We start from the raw sequence: 15,072 nt of genomic DNA, 5'->3' as shown, positions 1-15,072 counted from the left end.
GAAAAGGGTAATGCATGACTGATATCATCATCAGCGCCGACGGGATTGAACAACGCCCGATGCGGCATTTTACTGAAGAAGCCTACCTCAATTATTCGATGTACGTGATTATGGACCGGGCGTTACCGCATATCGGCGACGGGCTGAAGCCGGTGCAGCGCCGTATCGTCTATGCCATGTCTGAGCTCGGTTTATCGCATGTCGCGAAGTATAAAAAATCAGCGCGTACCGTTGGTGATGTGCTGGGTAAATTCCACCCGCATGGCGACAGTGCCTGTTATGAAGCCATGGTGCTGATGGCGCAGCCGTTTTCTTACCGCTATCCGCTGGTCGACGGTCAGGGTAACTGGGGTGCGCCGGATGATCCGAAATCTTTCGCCGCCATGCGTTACACCGAGGCCAAACTGTCGCGTTTCAGCGAGTTGCTGTTAAGTGAGTTGGGGCAGGGGACGGTCGATTGGATCCCGAATTTCGACGGCACACTGGATGAACCCAAAGTATTGCCAGCCCGGTTGCCGCATATTTTGTTGAATGGCGTGACCGGTATCGCAGTGGGGATGGCGACCGACATTCCGCCACACAATGTGCGTGAAATTACTGAAGCAGCTTGTCATTTATTGGACAACCCTGCAGCGTCAGTGCCGGATTTGCTGCAGTATGTCAAAGGGCCGGATTATCCGACCGATGCCGAAATTATCACGCCGCAGCATGAATTACAGACTATTTATGAAACCGGTCGTGGCAGTGTGCGGATGCGGGCGATTTATACCGTTGAAGATGGTGATATTGTCATTACTGCGTTGCCACATCAGACTTCCGGCGCCAAAGTGCTGGAACAGATCGCCGCGCAGATGAATGCGAAAAAGCTGCCGATGGTGTCAGACTTGCGCGATGAGTCAGACCACGAAAGCCCGACCCGAATCGTTATAGTGCCACGTTCCAACCGCATCGATGTTGAACAGCTGATGCAGCATTTATTCGCCACGACGGATTTAGAAAAATCCTATCGGGTGAATTTGAATATTCTGGGTCTCGATCAACGGCCTCGGGTAAAAAACCTGTTGGAAATTCTCAGCGAATGGCTGGTTTTCCGTCGCGATACGGTGCGTCGCCGCTTGCAATATCGCCTCGATAAAGTGCTGGATCGGCTGCATGTACTGGAAGCCTTGTTAATCGCGTTTCTGAATATTGACGAAGTGATCCGTATTATTCGCGAAAACGATGAGCCCAAACCGGTGCTGATCGAGCGGTTTTTACTGACTGATCGTCAGGCCGAAGCCATTCTGGAACTGAAATTGCGTCATCTGGCGAAACTCGAAGAGTTTAAAATTCGCGCGGAACAGGACGAACTGAACAAAGAGCGTGAATATCTACAGGGCATTTTGGGCAGTGAAAACAAACTGACCAAACTCATCCGCACCGAATTGCTCGCCGATGCGAAAAAATATGGTGATGACCGTCGTAGTCCGATCGTCCAGCGTGAAGAAGCCAAAGCGCTCAGTGAAAAAGAGTTGCTACCGAGTGAAGCGGTCACCGTGATCCTGTCGGAAAAAGGCTGGGTGCGCTGTGCCAAAGGCACCGACGTGGACGGCAATAGTCTGCAATATAAAGCGGGCGATGGCTTTAAATCGGCCGCGAGCGGTCGCAGCAATCAATATGCGGCGTTTATCGATTCCAGCGGCCGCAGTTTTGCCGCCGAAGCACATGATCTGCCATCGGCCCGCGGTCAGGGTGAGCCGCTGACCACGCGGTTTGCTTTAGTGGCTGGTGAGAATTTCGAGCATGTGTTGATGGCCGAGAACCAACTGCAGCTTTTGATCGCCAGCGATGCGGGTTATGGTTTTGTCGCTAGCTTCGAAGATTTGATCAGTCGTAATAAAGCAGGCAAGGCGCTGCTGAGTCTGCCGGCTGGCGCCAAAGTGATGACACCGCAACCGATTAAAGATCCGGCCACTGATCAGGTGGTCGCGATCTCCAATGAAGGCCGGATGTTGGTGTTCCCAGTGTCTGAGCTGCCGAAACTGGCCAAAGGCAAAGGCAATAAGATCCTCAGTATCGCCTCGGCACGTGCCGCCAGTCGCGAAGAGTATTTGAAAATCCTGGCCGTTGTGCCGGCCGACAGTGGTGTCACTCTAGTCGCCGGTAAACGTAAGATGACGATCAAAGCCTCTGATCTGGCACATTATGTTGGTGAACGGGGCCGGCGCGGGAATAAGTTACCCCGTGGGCTCCAGCGCATCGATGAGCTGCTGGTCGGCGAAGTCGGTGATTCCGCACTGTAAGACACAACAGAAACCACCTGCGGGTGGTTTCTGCTTTTTGCAGCAGAACAAAATGCCCGCGATGACAGTTGTTACAGTGACCACTCAGTACACATCTGTGCTCCGGAATTGCTGAAGATGGGGCTAACTTGCAACAAATCTGACGGAATACCGGCAATTCTGTACAGATCAAACCAGCGTACAGTTGTAAACAGTTTATACTGCCGGCCTGATTGAAGTGAGGTTATGCCGTGTTAGCTGTCATTCGAATTTTTTTACTGGCTGTATTTATTGTCGTCACAACGGTGGCGGGTTTGGTGTTATGTCTGGTCCGGCCTTTTCATCGCGAGAACGTTGGGGTAGTGTCGAGCTGGTATGGCAAAGCCAGTAAGATTTTAGGCGTGACTGTGGAGATCCGCCGTGATCCGGCTGTCACGGCAGCGATGCCCTGTGTATTTCTGGCCAATCACCAGAATAATTATGATTTGTTTACCATCAGTGGTGCTTTGGTGCCCGGCACTGTCACCATTGGCAAAAAAAGCCTGAAATGGATCCCGTTTTTTGGCCAGCTATATTGGTTCCTTGGCAATATCCTGATTGATCGTAATAACAAAAGTAAAGCTGTTGGCACTATGCAAGGCGCGGTGGAGCGCATCACCCGCGATCAGCTGTCAGTTTGGGTATTCCCAGAAGGGACGCGCAGTCGGGGTCGCGGCTTGTTACCGTTTAAAACCGGCGCTTTTCATATCGCTCAGCAGGCGCAAGTCGGCATAGTGCCGATTTGTATGAGCAGCACCAGCAACAAGATCCGGTTAAATCGGTGGAATAATGGCCGTATCATTATTGAGTTGCTGCCGCCATTAAGTCCGGCCGAACTGCATGCGCCGGTCAGGGAAATCGCCACTCAGGTGCGCGAGATGATGGCCGCAAAAATTGCTCAGCTTGATAGCGAGTTAAGCAGCGATTACACTGCGCAGACTACAACTGTCACAGGATGATCCAGATGTCTGAAAACTGGCAAGAATTTACCGAAGAAACCGTCAATGCCCTTTTAGAAGACGGCAGTGATCCGGATGCCGAGTACACAGTCGAACACCATTTTTATCATGCCGATTTTGCTCAGCTGGAAAAGCTGGCAGTGGAAGTGTTTAAGCTTGGGTTTGAAGTCACAGACGCAGAAGAAGTGGAGTTTGAAGACGGCGGCAGCGCTTGGGTATTTGACGCGATCCGCGAACAATCACTGAACGCGACAGATATCACCGCAGACGCGATCAAGCTGGAACAACTGGCACAAAAATTCGGTATCGAATATGACGGCTGGGGTACCTACTATGAAGGTGATGAAGAATTTGATGAGGATGACGAAGAATAACTACTTCGTTCTGAACTGACTGCAAAAAGGAGCTATGACCAGCTCCTTTTTTATTGCCGCCACAAATGTCAGGGAAAGTGGTATGACTGTCAGAAAAATTTACGGAAGTCAATTTAGGTACATTATAAATTACTGAATTAGAAAGAACTTTAATGTTGGTCCAGTTAATGCTTACATCTTCACCAGGACACCGAAGCCGTACCCAGATGTCTACAGTATCGAATTCGTTCTCAAGGAGAAGATCATGAAAAGATTAATCAAAACTACAGCACTGGCTTGTGCCTTCTTATTACCGCAGCTCGCTCAAGCAGCATTGGTCACTCAGTGGGAATATGAAGTCGCATCTGAATGGACAGGCGCAACCTTCCAGGCATCTGGAGACGGTACCACAGCAACCAGCAGCTCAGTACTGAGCTGGGGTGCCACCGGCGGCAGTTATAGCAGCAGCCCGAAAAACCGCAGTGCGCTGGTGATTAGTAACAGCCCACAGAGTGGTACTGATTTAGTTACGAATAGTATGATGCCGGTACTGACTAACGTCATTACGCACTTCAATAACATTCTGGCCGGTGGTACCAAAAGCCTTGAAACTGCGCTGTTAAAAACCACGTTAAAACTGAAACCTTTCCTGCCAACGCCAGATTCAGCGTTGCCTACTAAAACATTGAATTTCACCATCCGGTTCATTGAAACACCAAACGATGGCAGCTGCGGTTTTGACAGCGCGTCAAACTGTGACGACATCTTTGTGATCGAAGTCGGTGATTTGGTCACTAGCTTCAACTACAACGGCGCTAAATACACCACAGCGGTGGTTGAAACTACTTCAAGTCTGACAGGTTTGAGCCCAGCTGCTTGTGCGCAAGCAGGTGCTGGTGCGGGTTGCCTTGGCTTCAAAACTATTGAACAAGCTGCGACTGCTGCAATGTTTGGTCTGTTGATCAACGGCGTGGAAGTGTCAGCACCAGCCGGAACTGGTGTATTGGGTCTGGGCTTGTTATCTCTGTTCATGTACGGTCGTCGTCGCTCAGCGAAATAACTGAACACGTCGTATAAAAGCCTGCATTTGCAGGCTTTTTTGTTTTTTGGAACCTTGCATCGGCTGGAAATTTATTCCGCTTGCCGGATACTGGCTGAAATTAGAACTTCATAAAATCAACGCGCCAAAAAAAAGGCTCCGCAGAGCCTTTGTTTCGCCAGATGCTTATCAGGCTTTTTTACGCAGACGCGAAGACAAGCTCAAACCCAATACTGAAAACGCCAATAAACCCAGTGTCGCAGGTGCTGGTACTGAGATTTTCTCGCTTTCAATGGTGAAGCCAAACTGAGCCGTGGTGTTTTGACCTTCAACAGTCTGGAAGCCAACACAATTAGGCGCTGAATTGGCAATAGCACAAGCTGCTGCTGACAAACCGCCCAGAGTTTGTGTGGTTTCCACCAGTTTTACTGTGTATTTGTAACCGTCGTAAACGAACTTAGTAACCAGGCTGGCCGGGTTGTCGATGACAAAAATATCATCACAGGCACCAGTGCTGGCAAAACCACAGTTCGCGGCCGAGTTTGTATTGCTAGTTTCTTTAAAACGGATATCAAAGTTCAGCACTTTAGGCGGGAACACAGGCCCAATCACCGGCGCCCATGGCTGTAACTGCAGTGAGGTGGTTAACACCGCGCTGGTTAACGTTGAGTAGCCATTCAGGACGTTGTTGTAGTGAGTAATTGAATTGGTTAACGACGCATTGACTGCGTTGGTATTTACGGTTGCCGGGGCAGCCATACCAGCGATCTCGAGCGCACTGCGGTTTTTCGCGCCAGCACCTTTGTAAGATCCACCAGTAGCACCCCAACTGATCACGTCGTTTGTGACTGAAGTTGTGCCATTACCAGAAGCAGAGAACACAACAGGTTGTGACCAGTTAGAAGTTGCCAGATATTGCCATTGGGTGACCAGGCTTGCAGATGCCGTCATTGGCACTGCAGCGACTGCCAGTACTGAGGCAGCGATTAAATTACGCATAAGACTCTCCATGTGATTTGTATTGTGACCTTCAGACGAAACTACATGTCCGCGCTTACATTGGCAAAAAGCGAGCCAAAATTTATCTAATTGATAAATATGAATAATTCAGAGTTGTTGATATATGGTGTGTATAAAATATGGACATTTGTTAAGTGTTGTAATTCAACATGAGGGAATGAAAATAACGTGGGTGCAAGTGAAGCTGGATGGAATAAATTCTTAGCAATGTCGTGTTGTTCTGGTGCGGTAGTCAACCTGCGCTTAACTCAGCGCGACAATTGCTGCAACGCGTTTGTAGCGAGATAGGATGAGGCCTCGTCAATGGGTGAGTGGAGCGTTGTTGAATGGCTTTCAATTGCGGCCTGAAGCTGTGGCTCTATGTTTTCCGTTACCGCTGATGCACTTTGATGCTGCATTGACAGTTGCTGCCGGAAAAATGCGTTTCGACGCAATAGCAATTTTTTATAAGGTAACATGGCCAACTCCACTCAATTTGAGTTTCTCAGCCTAGTTGTAGTTGATGGCAGATTTATGACAGTCACCTGATAAAAAAGGCGACCCGCAGGTCGCCTTAGTCATTTAGCAGATACCCAGTTACAGCGCAGCGATTTGTGCCTGCTGCACCAGTAGTTTGGCCACTGCGGCTTCGGCGTCGGCCAGTTTCTCACGTTCTTTCGCCAGTACCGCTTCCGGTGCTTTGGCAACAAAACCTTCGTTGGCCAGTTTGCCGGCTACACGGCTGACTTCCTGCTGCATTTTCTCCAGTTGCTTGGCAATACGCGACAGCTCTGCGTCTTTGTCGATAAGACCTGCCATCGGGATCAACAGGTCCATCGCACCTAACAGCTGCGTAGCGCTCGCAGGCGCTGTATCTGCATCAGTTAATACCGTGATGCTGTCTAGTTTGGCTAAGTTCAGCAGCAGGGCGCGGTTTTGCTCCAAACGACGGCTGTCTTCTGCCGACAGATTGCGTAGCAACACTGGCAGTGGCTTGGTTGGTGCAATATCCATTTCACCGCGAATGTTACGAATGGCCAGAATAAAGCCTTTGACCCACTCGATATCGGCTTGTGCAGCAGTGTTAATCAACGCGCTGTCCGCTTCTGGATAGGCTTGGTTCATAATGCTGATGCCGGCGCTGAAATCTTTTTTCGCCAGCGGCGCTACGCGCTGCCAAATCTCTTCGGTGATAAATGGCATGATCGGGTGCATCAGACGCAGTAGTGATTCCAGCACTGTCACCAGTGTCTGGCGGGTGCCACGTTGCTGCGCTTCAGTGCCCTTGAACAGCACAGGTTTCGTCAGCTCCAGATACCAGTCACAGAACTGGTTCCAGGTAAATTCGTACAGCGTATTGGCCGCCATATCAAAACGGTAGCTGTCGAGGTACTGGCGGAACTGCGTCACTGTTTCCTGGTACTGACTCAGGATCCAATGATCAGCCAGCGACAGTTCGATGTCGCCGCCGCAGAGGCCGGTGTCTTTGTCTTCCGTCATCATCGTCACGTAACGGCTGGCGTTCCACAGCTTGTTGACGAAGTTGCGGTAACCTTCAAGGCGCTTCATATCCCAGTTGATGTCGCGGCCGGTTGACGCCAGCGCGGCTAAGGTGAAGCGCAAGGCGTCAGTGCCGGTGGCTTCAATACCTTCCGGGAATTGTTTTTTGGTCTGATTGCCGATTTTTTCTGCCAGCTGTGGCTGCATCATGTTGCTGGTGCGTTTTTCCAGCAGGTCTTCGAGGCTGATGCCGTCAATCATATCCAGCGGATCGATGACGTTGCCCTTAGATTTCGACATTTTGTCGCCGTTTTCGTCGCGGATAAGACCGGTCACATACACAGTCTTAAACGGCACCTGCGGCTTACCGTTTTCGTCTTTGATGAAATGCATCGTCATCATAATCATCCGGGCCACCCAGAAGAAAATGATGTCAAAACCCGTTACCAGCACGTCGGTCGGATGGAAGGTTTTTAAATCTTCAGTGTTGTCTGGCCAGCCCAGCGTAGAGAAAGTCCACAGTGCAGACGAGAACCAGGTATCTAACACGTCGTTGTCCTGACGCAGCGATACGCTGTTATCTAAACCATGTTTGGCGCGTACTTCGGCTTCATTGCGGCCAACATAAACTTTGCCATCGGCAGCGTACCAGGCTGGAATACGGTGGCCCCACCACAGTTGACGGGAAATACACCAGTCCTGAATGTCACGCATCCAGCTGTAGTACATGTTTTCGTATTGTTTTGGCACGAACTGAATGTCGCCGTTTTCCACCGCTTCAATAGCAGTTTTCGCCATCGGTGCCACGCGGACATACCACTGGTCAGTCAGCATCGGTTCGATCACCACGCCTGAACGGTCGCCGTATGGCAGGGTGTTGGTCAGCTCTTCGACTTTATCCAGCAAACCCAACGCATCTAAAGCGGCAACAATGGCTTTACGCGCGGCGAAGCGCTCTAAGCCGGCAAATTCAGCAGGGATTGGCGCTTCAAGTGCGGTGTTTTCTTCGCCGTTGGTGAAGAAACATTCGCCGGTGGCGCGGATCGTTGCATCCGGCGTCATCACGTTGATCATGGTCAGGCCATGGCGTTTACCGACTTCATAGTCGTTAAAATCGTGCGCCGGCGTGATTTTTACACAGCCCGAGCCTTTGTCTTTGTCGGCATGCTCGTCAGCGATAATCGTGATGCGGCGATTCACCAGTGGCAGCAGAATGTCTTTGCCAATCAGCGACTGATAACGCTCGTCGTCCGGGTTCACGGCAACGGCGGTGTCACCGAGCATGGTTTCAGGCCGGGTGGTGGCGACCACGATATAATCTTTGCCATCCAGCGTTTTGACGCCATCGGCCAGCGGATAACGCAGGTGCCAGAAGTGGCCGCGTTGTTCTTTGTTTTCAACTTCCAGGTCAGAAATGGCGGTATGCAGTTTCGGGTCCCAGTTCACCAGGCGTTTGCCGCGGTAAATCAGGTCGTCTTCATACAAGCGGACAAACACTTCCTGTACTGCGTTCGACAGGCCATCATCCATCGTGAAACGTTCTTTATCCCAGTCAACTGAGTTGCCAAGACGGCGCATTTGCGAAGTGATAGTGCCACCGGATTCTGCTTTCCATTCCCAGACTTTTTCGATGAAGGTATCACGGCCCATGGCGTGACGATCCGGTAAGCCGGCGGCAGCCAGTTTGCGCTCTACCACCATTTGCGTGGCGATACCGGCGTGGTCGGTACCGACCTGCCACAAGGTGTTTTTACCCAACATGCGTTTGTAGCGGGTCAGCGCGTCCATGATGGTTTGCTGGAAAGCGTGTCCCATATGCAGGCTGCCGGTGACGTTTGGCGGCGGGATCATGATGCAGTACGCGCCGTTGCTATTGTCACCTGACGGTTTGAAATAGCCTTTGCTTTCCCAGGCGTTGTACATCGCCTGTTCGATTTGACTCGGATTAAATGTTTTTTCCATGGTATCTGCCTGATCTGCTCAGCGTTTAAAACCCTTCATCATTGAAGATTCGGGTCTATTCGGGGGTACGCGTTTGCGGTTCCACCCCAAGCTGACGGTAATGTTTAAATTTCTGTCGCGCCGCGGCTTTGCCTTGTTCGGCCGCCGGCACAAATTCGATGATCTGACTGAAGCGGTTGGCAAAAGCGGGCACAGTGTCGGTGAGGTTAATCAGCACCTGGCGGCTGGTCCTTGGACCTTGCCAGCTGATCTCGACCGGAGCCCCACGGGCCGGGCCTTCACCTGCCAGGTTGTGTGGCACAAAGCGTTCAGCGTCAAACTGCCATAATACCTCATCGACCGCCTCGGCGTCTTGCTGATTTGGGCAGTAGACGAAGACGCGCTGGTTGGCGCGAAACAAATCGGCACACAGCTGGCAGGTCAAAGCAAAATGAGCCGGCATGCCTGCCAGCTCATCTTGTTGCAGCAAATAAAATTGTACTTGCATTAGTTGGCTCTCATTAACACGCACTCATACACAGCTGCCCGGTCTGGCGAGCCTCACCGGGCGGCTGCTTAGGTTAATCCTGTGGATGATGGCCAGCGCGGTTAATTAAAAACTGCGTCAGCATCGCGACCGGTCTGCCGGTTGAGCCTTTGTCTTTGCCACCACTGCGCCAGGCGGTGCCGGCTATATCCAGGTGCGCCCAGTTGTATTTGCGGGTAAAGCGCGACAGGAAGCAGGCGGCCGTGATAGTACCGGCGGCGCGGCCACCCAGGTTGCTGAAGTCCGCAAACGGGCTTTCTAGCTGGTCCTGATAATCGTCCCACAGCGGTAAACGCCAGGCGCGGTCGCCACTTTGCTCGGACGCATTGAGAATTTCATGCGCCAGCGGATTGTGATTACTGAGTAAGCCAGACGCATGTTTACCGAGCGCAATAACACAGGCGCCGGTTAAGGTTGCCACGTCGATGACCACATCCGGGTCAAAGCGCTCGACATAAGTCAGCGCGTCACAGAGCACTAAGCGGCCTTCGGCGTCGGTATTGAGCACTTCGACTGTCTGACCAGACATCGTCGTCAGAATATCGCCCGGGCGATAGGCATTGCCATCTGGCATGTTTTCCGCTGCGGCTAAGACGCCGATGATATTCAGCGGTAAGCCGAGCGAGGCGGCGGCCTGCATAGTGCCAAGCACTGAGGCGGCGCCACACATGTCGTACTTCATTTCATCCATGGCATCCGACGGCTTGATGCTGATGCCGCCGGTGTCAAACGTCAGGCCTTTGCCTACCAAAACGACCGGTGCGCTATTGTCGGCGGCGCCCTGATAATGGATCACGGCCATCGCGGCCGGATTTTCCGAGCCACGCGCCACCGCGAGGTATGAATTCATGCCCAGCGCCGCCATTTCAGCAGTGCCAAGGACTTCAACAGTGACCTTGTCTGACAGTTCGGCCAGCTTCTTCGCTTGATCTGCCAGCCACACCGGCGTACAGATATTCGGCGGCATATTGCCGACGTCTTTACATTTTTTGATACCAGCAGCCACGGCCAAACCATGCTCGACGGCCTTTTCACCGATGGTCAGGTCACGGCGGGTCGGCACGTTAAAGACGATTTTGCGCAGCGGGCGGCGGGTTTCGTCTTTTTTACTTTTCAGCTTGTCGAATACATAGAGGCAGTCCTGCGTCGTTTCGACGGCATGACGCACTTTCCAGTAGGTGTCGCGGCCTTTAACATGCAATTCCGACAGGAAACACACGGCTTCCATCGAGCCGGTTTCGTTCAGTGTACTGATAGTTTTGGCAATGATCTGGCGATACTGGCGCTCGTCTAATTCACGTTCTTTGCCACAGCCAACCAACAGCACGCGTTCACTCAGTACATTCGGCACATGGTGCAGCAATAACATCTGACCCGGTTTGCCTTCAAGGTCGCCCCGACGTAATAGATTGCTGATGTAACCTTCGCTGATTTTGTCCAGCTGTTCGGCCACGGCGGACAGCCGGCGTGGCTCATAAACACCAACGACAATGCAGGCACTGCGTTGTTTTTCCGGACTTCCGCTTTTAACGCTGAACTCCATGGGGACTCCTGATTCAAAGAGACAAATTGCAGCAGGGGGCCGGACTGGGCGCTATGCTTGGTGAAGAGCTGTTCTGCGCTAATAAAAAGCTCGGAATCCGCTGCAGTTTCGTTGATAATAATTGCTATAAATATCCAGTTTACTTAAAAATTACCAGCGTGCCAGCAAAAAGACAGGTTTTTAGGGGGCTTTTTTGATTGTTTTTCGCTACTTGATTGGTGAAGTCTTTAAATCTCAGCTCGCTGTATTTCTGATCCTGATCACCATCATCTTAAGCCAGCGCTTCGTGAAAATACTGGCGGACGCCTCAGAAGGTGAATTACCGGGTCAGTTAGTGCTGACTTTGATTTCTTTGAAATTACCGCAGTTGGCGGTGTTGATCCTGCCTTTAGCCGCTTTTTTAGGCGTTTTGGTGGCCTACAGCCGCATCTATGCCGAAAGCGAAATGACGGTTTTACATGCCACCGGCATCAGCGAATGGTATGTCACCCGGCTGACATTGATTTTGAGCCTGGGGATGGCATTGGCCGCCGGCGGCCTGATGATGTATTTGAGCCCGTGGGCGGCGGAACGTGAATACGAAATTATGGCCAAGGCCGATGCCGATTCCGGGCTGTCGACCTTGTTACCCGGCCGTTTCCAGCAAACCTCCAATGAAAAAGCCGTAGTGTTTGTGCAGGACATGAACCGCGACGGAACTCAATTGTCCCGCGTGTTTCTGGCTCAGTCGGCCAGCGCAGATAACTTAACCGGCTCCGTGGTGTATGCCGAAACCGGCGCTGTTGCCGAAGACAATAATGGCGCACAACGCTTGGTCCTGAGTAACGGCCGGCGTTATGCCGGGTCTGTCGATTCACCACAATTTGATGTGTTGGAATTTGGTCGGTATGACATTCAAATCCGTGAACAACAGGTCGAGCAACGGCGGCGTAAACTCAGTTCATTACCGACGGACCAGTTGCTAGCTATCGACACCGCAGAAGCTAAAGCTGAGTGGCATTGGCGGCTGGCCATCCCGTTGTCCATTCCCATTTTGATGTTGCTGGCTGTGCCGCTGAGCCGGGTCAATCCGCGCCAGGGTAAATTTGGTAAGTTATTGCCAGCGCTGGCGTTATTCCTTGGTTATTACATTTTGCTGATTGTCTGCCGCAACCTGATTGAAAATGAGAAAATTCCGGCCTGGCTCGGCATGTGGTGGATCCATGCGATGGCATTGTTGCTTGGCGTATTTTTATTGCTGCAAAGTCGCGCCGGTTATCAGCGTTTTGCCGCCCGTTTGCATGGCCGGGGCCGGAGGCAACATGCTTAAAATTATCGATTTGTATATTGGCCGGATCATTTTATCCACCACGCTGCTGAGCCTGACCGTGCTACTGGTGTTATCCGGCATGTTCCGTTTTATTGACCAATTACGGCTGACTGACCGTGGTGACTACACAGTGTTGGTGGCGGCGATGTTCAGCTTGTTCACCATCCCTGGTGATCTGGTGACATTTTTCCCGATGGCAGCGCTGATCGGTGGCCTGATTGGCCTTGGCATGCTGGCCAGTAACAGCGAGCTGGTCGTGATGCAAGCGGCCGGTTTGTCGCGGCTCAATATCATCAGTTCGGTGATGAAAACTGCCTTGCTGATGATGGTGCTGGTGATGGCGGTGGCCGAGTGGGGCGCGCCGACGGCGGAGAAATTCGCCCGTGAATTAAAAGCCAAAGCCATTTCCGGCGGGGACTTACTGGCCGCGCAACAAGGGGTCTGGGCCAAAGACGGCGATGATTTTGTTAATATCCGCCAGGTGTCGGACGATGGTGCGCTGAAAGACATCACCATTTTTGAATTTACGCCCGACTTAGCGCTGCAGGCGATTGTTCACGCCCGTGCCGCCAGTTTTTTTAACGGCGTCTGGCAGTTGCAGGACGTCAGCCGCTTGGCGTTTCGCGATGAAAAAATTGAGAAACATCATTGGCCGGAACAGCGCTGGCGCTCAACGTTAACGCCAGACAAACTCGGTGTGATGTCAATTAAACCGGAATTGCTGAGCTTAAAAGGCCTGGCCGAATATATCGAATACCGTCAGGTCAATCAGCAGGAGAGTAGCCGCTATCAGCTGGCGTACTGGCGCAAAGCCACGCAGCCGCTGACGATTGTCGCGATGTTGCTATTGGCGTTATCGTTTATTTTCGGCCCGCTGCGTAGCGTGACGATGGCAGCGCGCGTGCTGATGGGCATTCTGACCGGTTTTGGCTTTTATATGGCCAACGAGGTGTTTGGCCCGGTCGCGCTGGTGTATCAGCTACCGCCATTGTTAGGCGCCATTACGCCGAGTGTGTTGTTTATCGGTATCGCTGTGTATCTGATGCAAAAACGCGGGTAGGTGGGGGTAGGGTGTGTAGAGCGAAGCGAAACACGCCGGGTGTTGTACGCTGGTTATCGCATAACGGGTGTCGCATAAAGGTTACCGTACATTCCGGTGCAATTCGCTGTGCTTATTGCACCCTACCCAAGTTGGCCGTAGGGCGTGTAGAGCGGAGCGAAACACGCCGGTTATCGCATAACGGTTACCGTGCATCCCGGAGCAATTCGCTGTGCTTATTGCACCCTACCAAAGTTGACAGTAGGGCGTGTAGAGCGGAGCGAAACACGCCGGGTGTCGCATAACGGGTGTCGCATAACGGCGGCTACCGCGCGTCCCTATGTAAATTCAATGCACTGCTTTGTTCTTTGGTCAGCACTACTACGATGGTGCCGGCTAACTGGTCCTGCAGTGCCAGACCTTTGCCCCAGCGCACCCACAACCAAAAATTACCAATGCCGCCCAATGCTGTCAGTAAGCGGATGAAGGCCTGACGCATAGTCACCGGTTTACCATCGGCGCTCAATAACAACATCCGCCAGGCGCGCATGCCGAGTGTCTGACCGGCTTTGACCCAAAAATACAGATAAAACCACAAGATACACGCCGTGCTGTACAGCTGAAACCAGATCGCATGTTTTTGAATATACTCCGCTTCGTCCTGATAACCCTGCAGTGAAATCACGCCGGCTTTGGCCAGCAGCGCCACGGCAGCAAGTGCCAACGCCATGGCAAACATCCAGATCGCACAAATGACCAGCAGGTCGTACATGATGGCAGACAAACGGCGCAGCAGGCTGGCGCGGGGGGCTTCAGTGTACATACAAACTCCAGTTCAGAACTGGCAGCAGTCTAACATGACGGTTGGCAGGGCGTCAGCCGCGGCGACTGCTTTGACTTGCCCACTGTGCGAAATTCAGGCAGATTGACAACGTTGTCAATTGCGCAGGAACGCATCAATGTCACTTCAGTTAAGCCGAACCAAATCTCAAATCCGCCTCTGTAGCACGCTGTGTGCCTTGTTGATTATCAGCAGCGCCAGCGCCGAAAACGCCTGTAGCAGCAAAGAGCTACAGGGCAGCTGGGAGCTGCAATCCGCGATTTATCGCGACCAAAGCGGCAAGGTAGTGGCTGAAATCAAAGATCAGCAGACTAAGAGCCGCAAACTGATCGCCGGCCGTCATTTCAGCTTTATCACCTGGGCGCCCGACGGCAAGTTTCAGGTCGCCGCCTCCGGCAGTTTCAGCGCCGACGCCAACGGCTACCACGAACAGGTCGACGCAACCTCGCTGCCACGGCTGCAGGGCAAAACCTATCATTTCCAGTGCAAAATCAGCGGCAATAACTGGCTGCACCAGGGGCTGGAGGATGGTATTCAGATTGAAGAGCACTGGTTGCGCGTCAGCGGAATGCATAACTGAAACAAACAAGACGCAGCGGATTTTGAATCCGCTGCGTCTACTGCATGAAAGATTGCTGCAAAATTGCGCAATTGATTGTCAGGACTGAGATTTTGCTTGCAGGGGCTAGAAGGCTTTGTATA

The 15,072-nt window shown here is 52.1% G+C and carries 13 protein-coding genes; 7 read left to right on the top strand and 6 right to left on the bottom strand.

Annotated elements, in window-relative coordinates:
* Positions 1 to 14: 14 nt before the first annotated feature.
* The 4 genes from parC to ACFFJP_RS12240 all read left to right on the top strand — a co-directional run bounded on the left by parC (position 15) and on the right by ACFFJP_RS12240 (position 4,672).
* Entirely contained in the window at positions 15 to 2,282 is a 2,268-nt protein-coding gene (gene parC, locus ACFFJP_RS12255) for a DNA topoisomerase IV subunit A (RefSeq protein WP_377244222.1), read from the top strand.
* A gap of 230 nt (positions 2,283 to 2,512) precedes the next feature.
* The gene (locus ACFFJP_RS12250) at positions 2,513 to 3,259 is read left to right on the top strand and encodes a 1-acylglycerol-3-phosphate O-acyltransferase (protein ID WP_377244219.1); all 747 of its coding nucleotides are present in this window, start codon (positions 2,513 to 2,515) and stop codon (positions 3,257 to 3,259) included.
* 5 nt (positions 3,260 to 3,264) lie between these two features.
* Complete coding sequence (rraB, locus tag ACFFJP_RS12245) at positions 3,265 to 3,633, top strand: ribonuclease E inhibitor RraB (RefSeq protein ID WP_377244216.1); 369 nt, start codon at positions 3,265 to 3,267, stop codon at positions 3,631 to 3,633.
* A gap of 244 nt (positions 3,634 to 3,877) precedes the next feature.
* Positions 3,878 to 4,672 (top strand): THxN family PEP-CTERM protein, encoded by a 795-nt coding sequence (locus ACFFJP_RS12240; protein ID WP_377244213.1) that lies wholly within the window; start codon positions 3,878 to 3,880, stop codon positions 4,670 to 4,672.
* A 168-nt stretch (positions 4,673 to 4,840) separates the two neighbouring features.
* Here ACFFJP_RS12240 and ACFFJP_RS12235 read toward each other — a convergent pair whose 3' ends face one another.
* From ACFFJP_RS12235 to pepA, 5 genes are all read right to left on the bottom strand, one after another.
* Entirely contained in the window at positions 4,841 to 5,650 is an 810-nt protein-coding gene (locus tag ACFFJP_RS12235; RefSeq protein WP_377244210.1) for a THxN family PEP-CTERM protein, read from the bottom strand.
* 269 nt (positions 5,651 to 5,919) lie between these two features.
* A complete protein-coding gene (locus tag ACFFJP_RS12230; protein WP_377244207.1) occupies positions 5,920 to 6,129 on the bottom strand; it encodes a hypothetical protein in 210 nt (69 codons plus the stop codon).
* 118 nt (positions 6,130 to 6,247) lie between these two features.
* A complete protein-coding gene (locus ACFFJP_RS12225) occupies positions 6,248 to 9,112 on the bottom strand; it encodes a valine--tRNA ligase (RefSeq protein ID WP_377244204.1) in 2,865 nt (954 codons plus the stop codon).
* 55 nt (positions 9,113 to 9,167) lie between these two features.
* Positions 9,168 to 9,599, bottom strand: a complete 432-nt coding sequence (locus ACFFJP_RS12220) for a DNA polymerase III subunit chi (RefSeq protein ID WP_208931885.1) — start codon at positions 9,597 to 9,599, stop codon at positions 9,168 to 9,170.
* Between the two features lie 73 nt (positions 9,600 to 9,672).
* Positions 9,673 to 11,181: a leucyl aminopeptidase gene (pepA, locus tag ACFFJP_RS12215; protein ID WP_377244202.1), complete on the bottom strand. Its 1,509-nt coding sequence runs from the start codon at positions 11,179 to 11,181 to the stop codon at positions 9,673 to 9,675.
* Positions 11,182 to 11,374: 193 nt separating this feature from the next.
* Between pepA and lptF the strand changes: the two genes are divergently transcribed.
* Positions 11,375 to 12,490 (top strand): LPS export ABC transporter permease LptF, encoded by a 1,116-nt coding sequence (gene lptF, locus ACFFJP_RS12210; protein WP_377244199.1) that lies wholly within the window; start codon positions 11,375 to 11,377, stop codon positions 12,488 to 12,490.
* Positions 12,483 to 13,550, top strand: a complete 1,068-nt coding sequence (lptG, locus tag ACFFJP_RS12205; protein WP_377244196.1) for an LPS export ABC transporter permease LptG — start codon at positions 12,483 to 12,485, stop codon at positions 13,548 to 13,550. The genes lptF and lptG overlap by 8 nt, the downstream gene beginning before the upstream one ends.
* Positions 13,551 to 13,854: 304 nt before the next feature.
* Here lptG and ACFFJP_RS12200 read toward each other — a convergent pair whose 3' ends face one another.
* The gene (locus tag ACFFJP_RS12200; RefSeq protein ID WP_377244193.1) at positions 13,855 to 14,352 is read right to left on the bottom strand and encodes an RDD family protein; all 498 of its coding nucleotides are present in this window, start codon (positions 14,350 to 14,352) and stop codon (positions 13,855 to 13,857) included.
* 136 nt (positions 14,353 to 14,488) lie between these two features.
* Here ACFFJP_RS12200 and ACFFJP_RS12195 point away from each other — a divergent pair, with 136 nt between their 5' ends.
* Positions 14,489 to 14,950, top strand: coding sequence for a DUF4488 domain-containing protein (locus ACFFJP_RS12195; RefSeq protein WP_377244190.1), 462 nt, complete (start codon positions 14,489 to 14,491; stop codon positions 14,948 to 14,950).
* Positions 14,951 to 15,072 lie beyond the last annotated feature (122 nt).

The organism is Rheinheimera tilapiae (assembly GCF_042432165.1).
GTDB lineage: Bacteria > Pseudomonadota > Gammaproteobacteria > Enterobacterales > Alteromonadaceae > Pararheinheimera > Pararheinheimera tilapiae.
The sequence above is the reverse complement of the archived record's forward strand: the minus strand, read 5'-3'. Positions and strand labels throughout refer to the sequence as shown.

Excerpts from the sequence above, each read along its gene's own strand:
- pepA (WP_377244202.1), bottom strand. The coding sequence starts at position 11,181 with ATGGAGTTCAGCGTTAAAAGCGGAAGTCCGGAAAAACAACGCAGTGCC.
- ACFFJP_RS12225 (WP_377244204.1), bottom strand. The coding sequence starts at position 9,112 with ATGGAAAAAACATTTAATCCGAGTCAAATCGAACAGGCGATGTACAAC.
- lptG (WP_377244196.1), top strand. The coding sequence starts at position 12,483 with ATGCTTAAAATTATCGATTTGTATATTGGCCGGATCATTTTATCCACC.
- rraB (WP_377244216.1), top strand. The coding sequence starts at position 3,265 with ATGTCTGAAAACTGGCAAGAATTTACCGAAGAAACCGTCAATGCCCTT.
- ACFFJP_RS12200 (WP_377244193.1), bottom strand. The coding sequence starts at position 14,352 with ATGTACACTGAAGCCCCCCGCGCCAGCCTGCTGCGCCGTTTGTCTGCC.
- ACFFJP_RS12240 (WP_377244213.1), top strand. The coding sequence starts at position 3,878 with ATGAAAAGATTAATCAAAACTACAGCACTGGCTTGTGCCTTCTTATTA.
- parC (WP_377244222.1), top strand. The coding sequence starts at position 15 with ATGACTGATATCATCATCAGCGCCGACGGGATTGAACAACGCCCGATG.
- ACFFJP_RS12230 (WP_377244207.1), bottom strand. The coding sequence starts at position 6,129 with ATGTTACCTTATAAAAAATTGCTATTGCGTCGAAACGCATTTTTCCGG.
- ACFFJP_RS12220 (WP_208931885.1), bottom strand. The coding sequence starts at position 9,599 with ATGCAAGTACAATTTTATTTGCTGCAACAAGATGAGCTGGCAGGCATG.
- ACFFJP_RS12195 (WP_377244190.1), top strand. The coding sequence starts at position 14,489 with ATGTCACTTCAGTTAAGCCGAACCAAATCTCAAATCCGCCTCTGTAGC.
- ACFFJP_RS12235 (WP_377244210.1), bottom strand. The coding sequence starts at position 5,650 with ATGCGTAATTTAATCGCTGCCTCAGTACTGGCAGTCGCTGCAGTGCCA.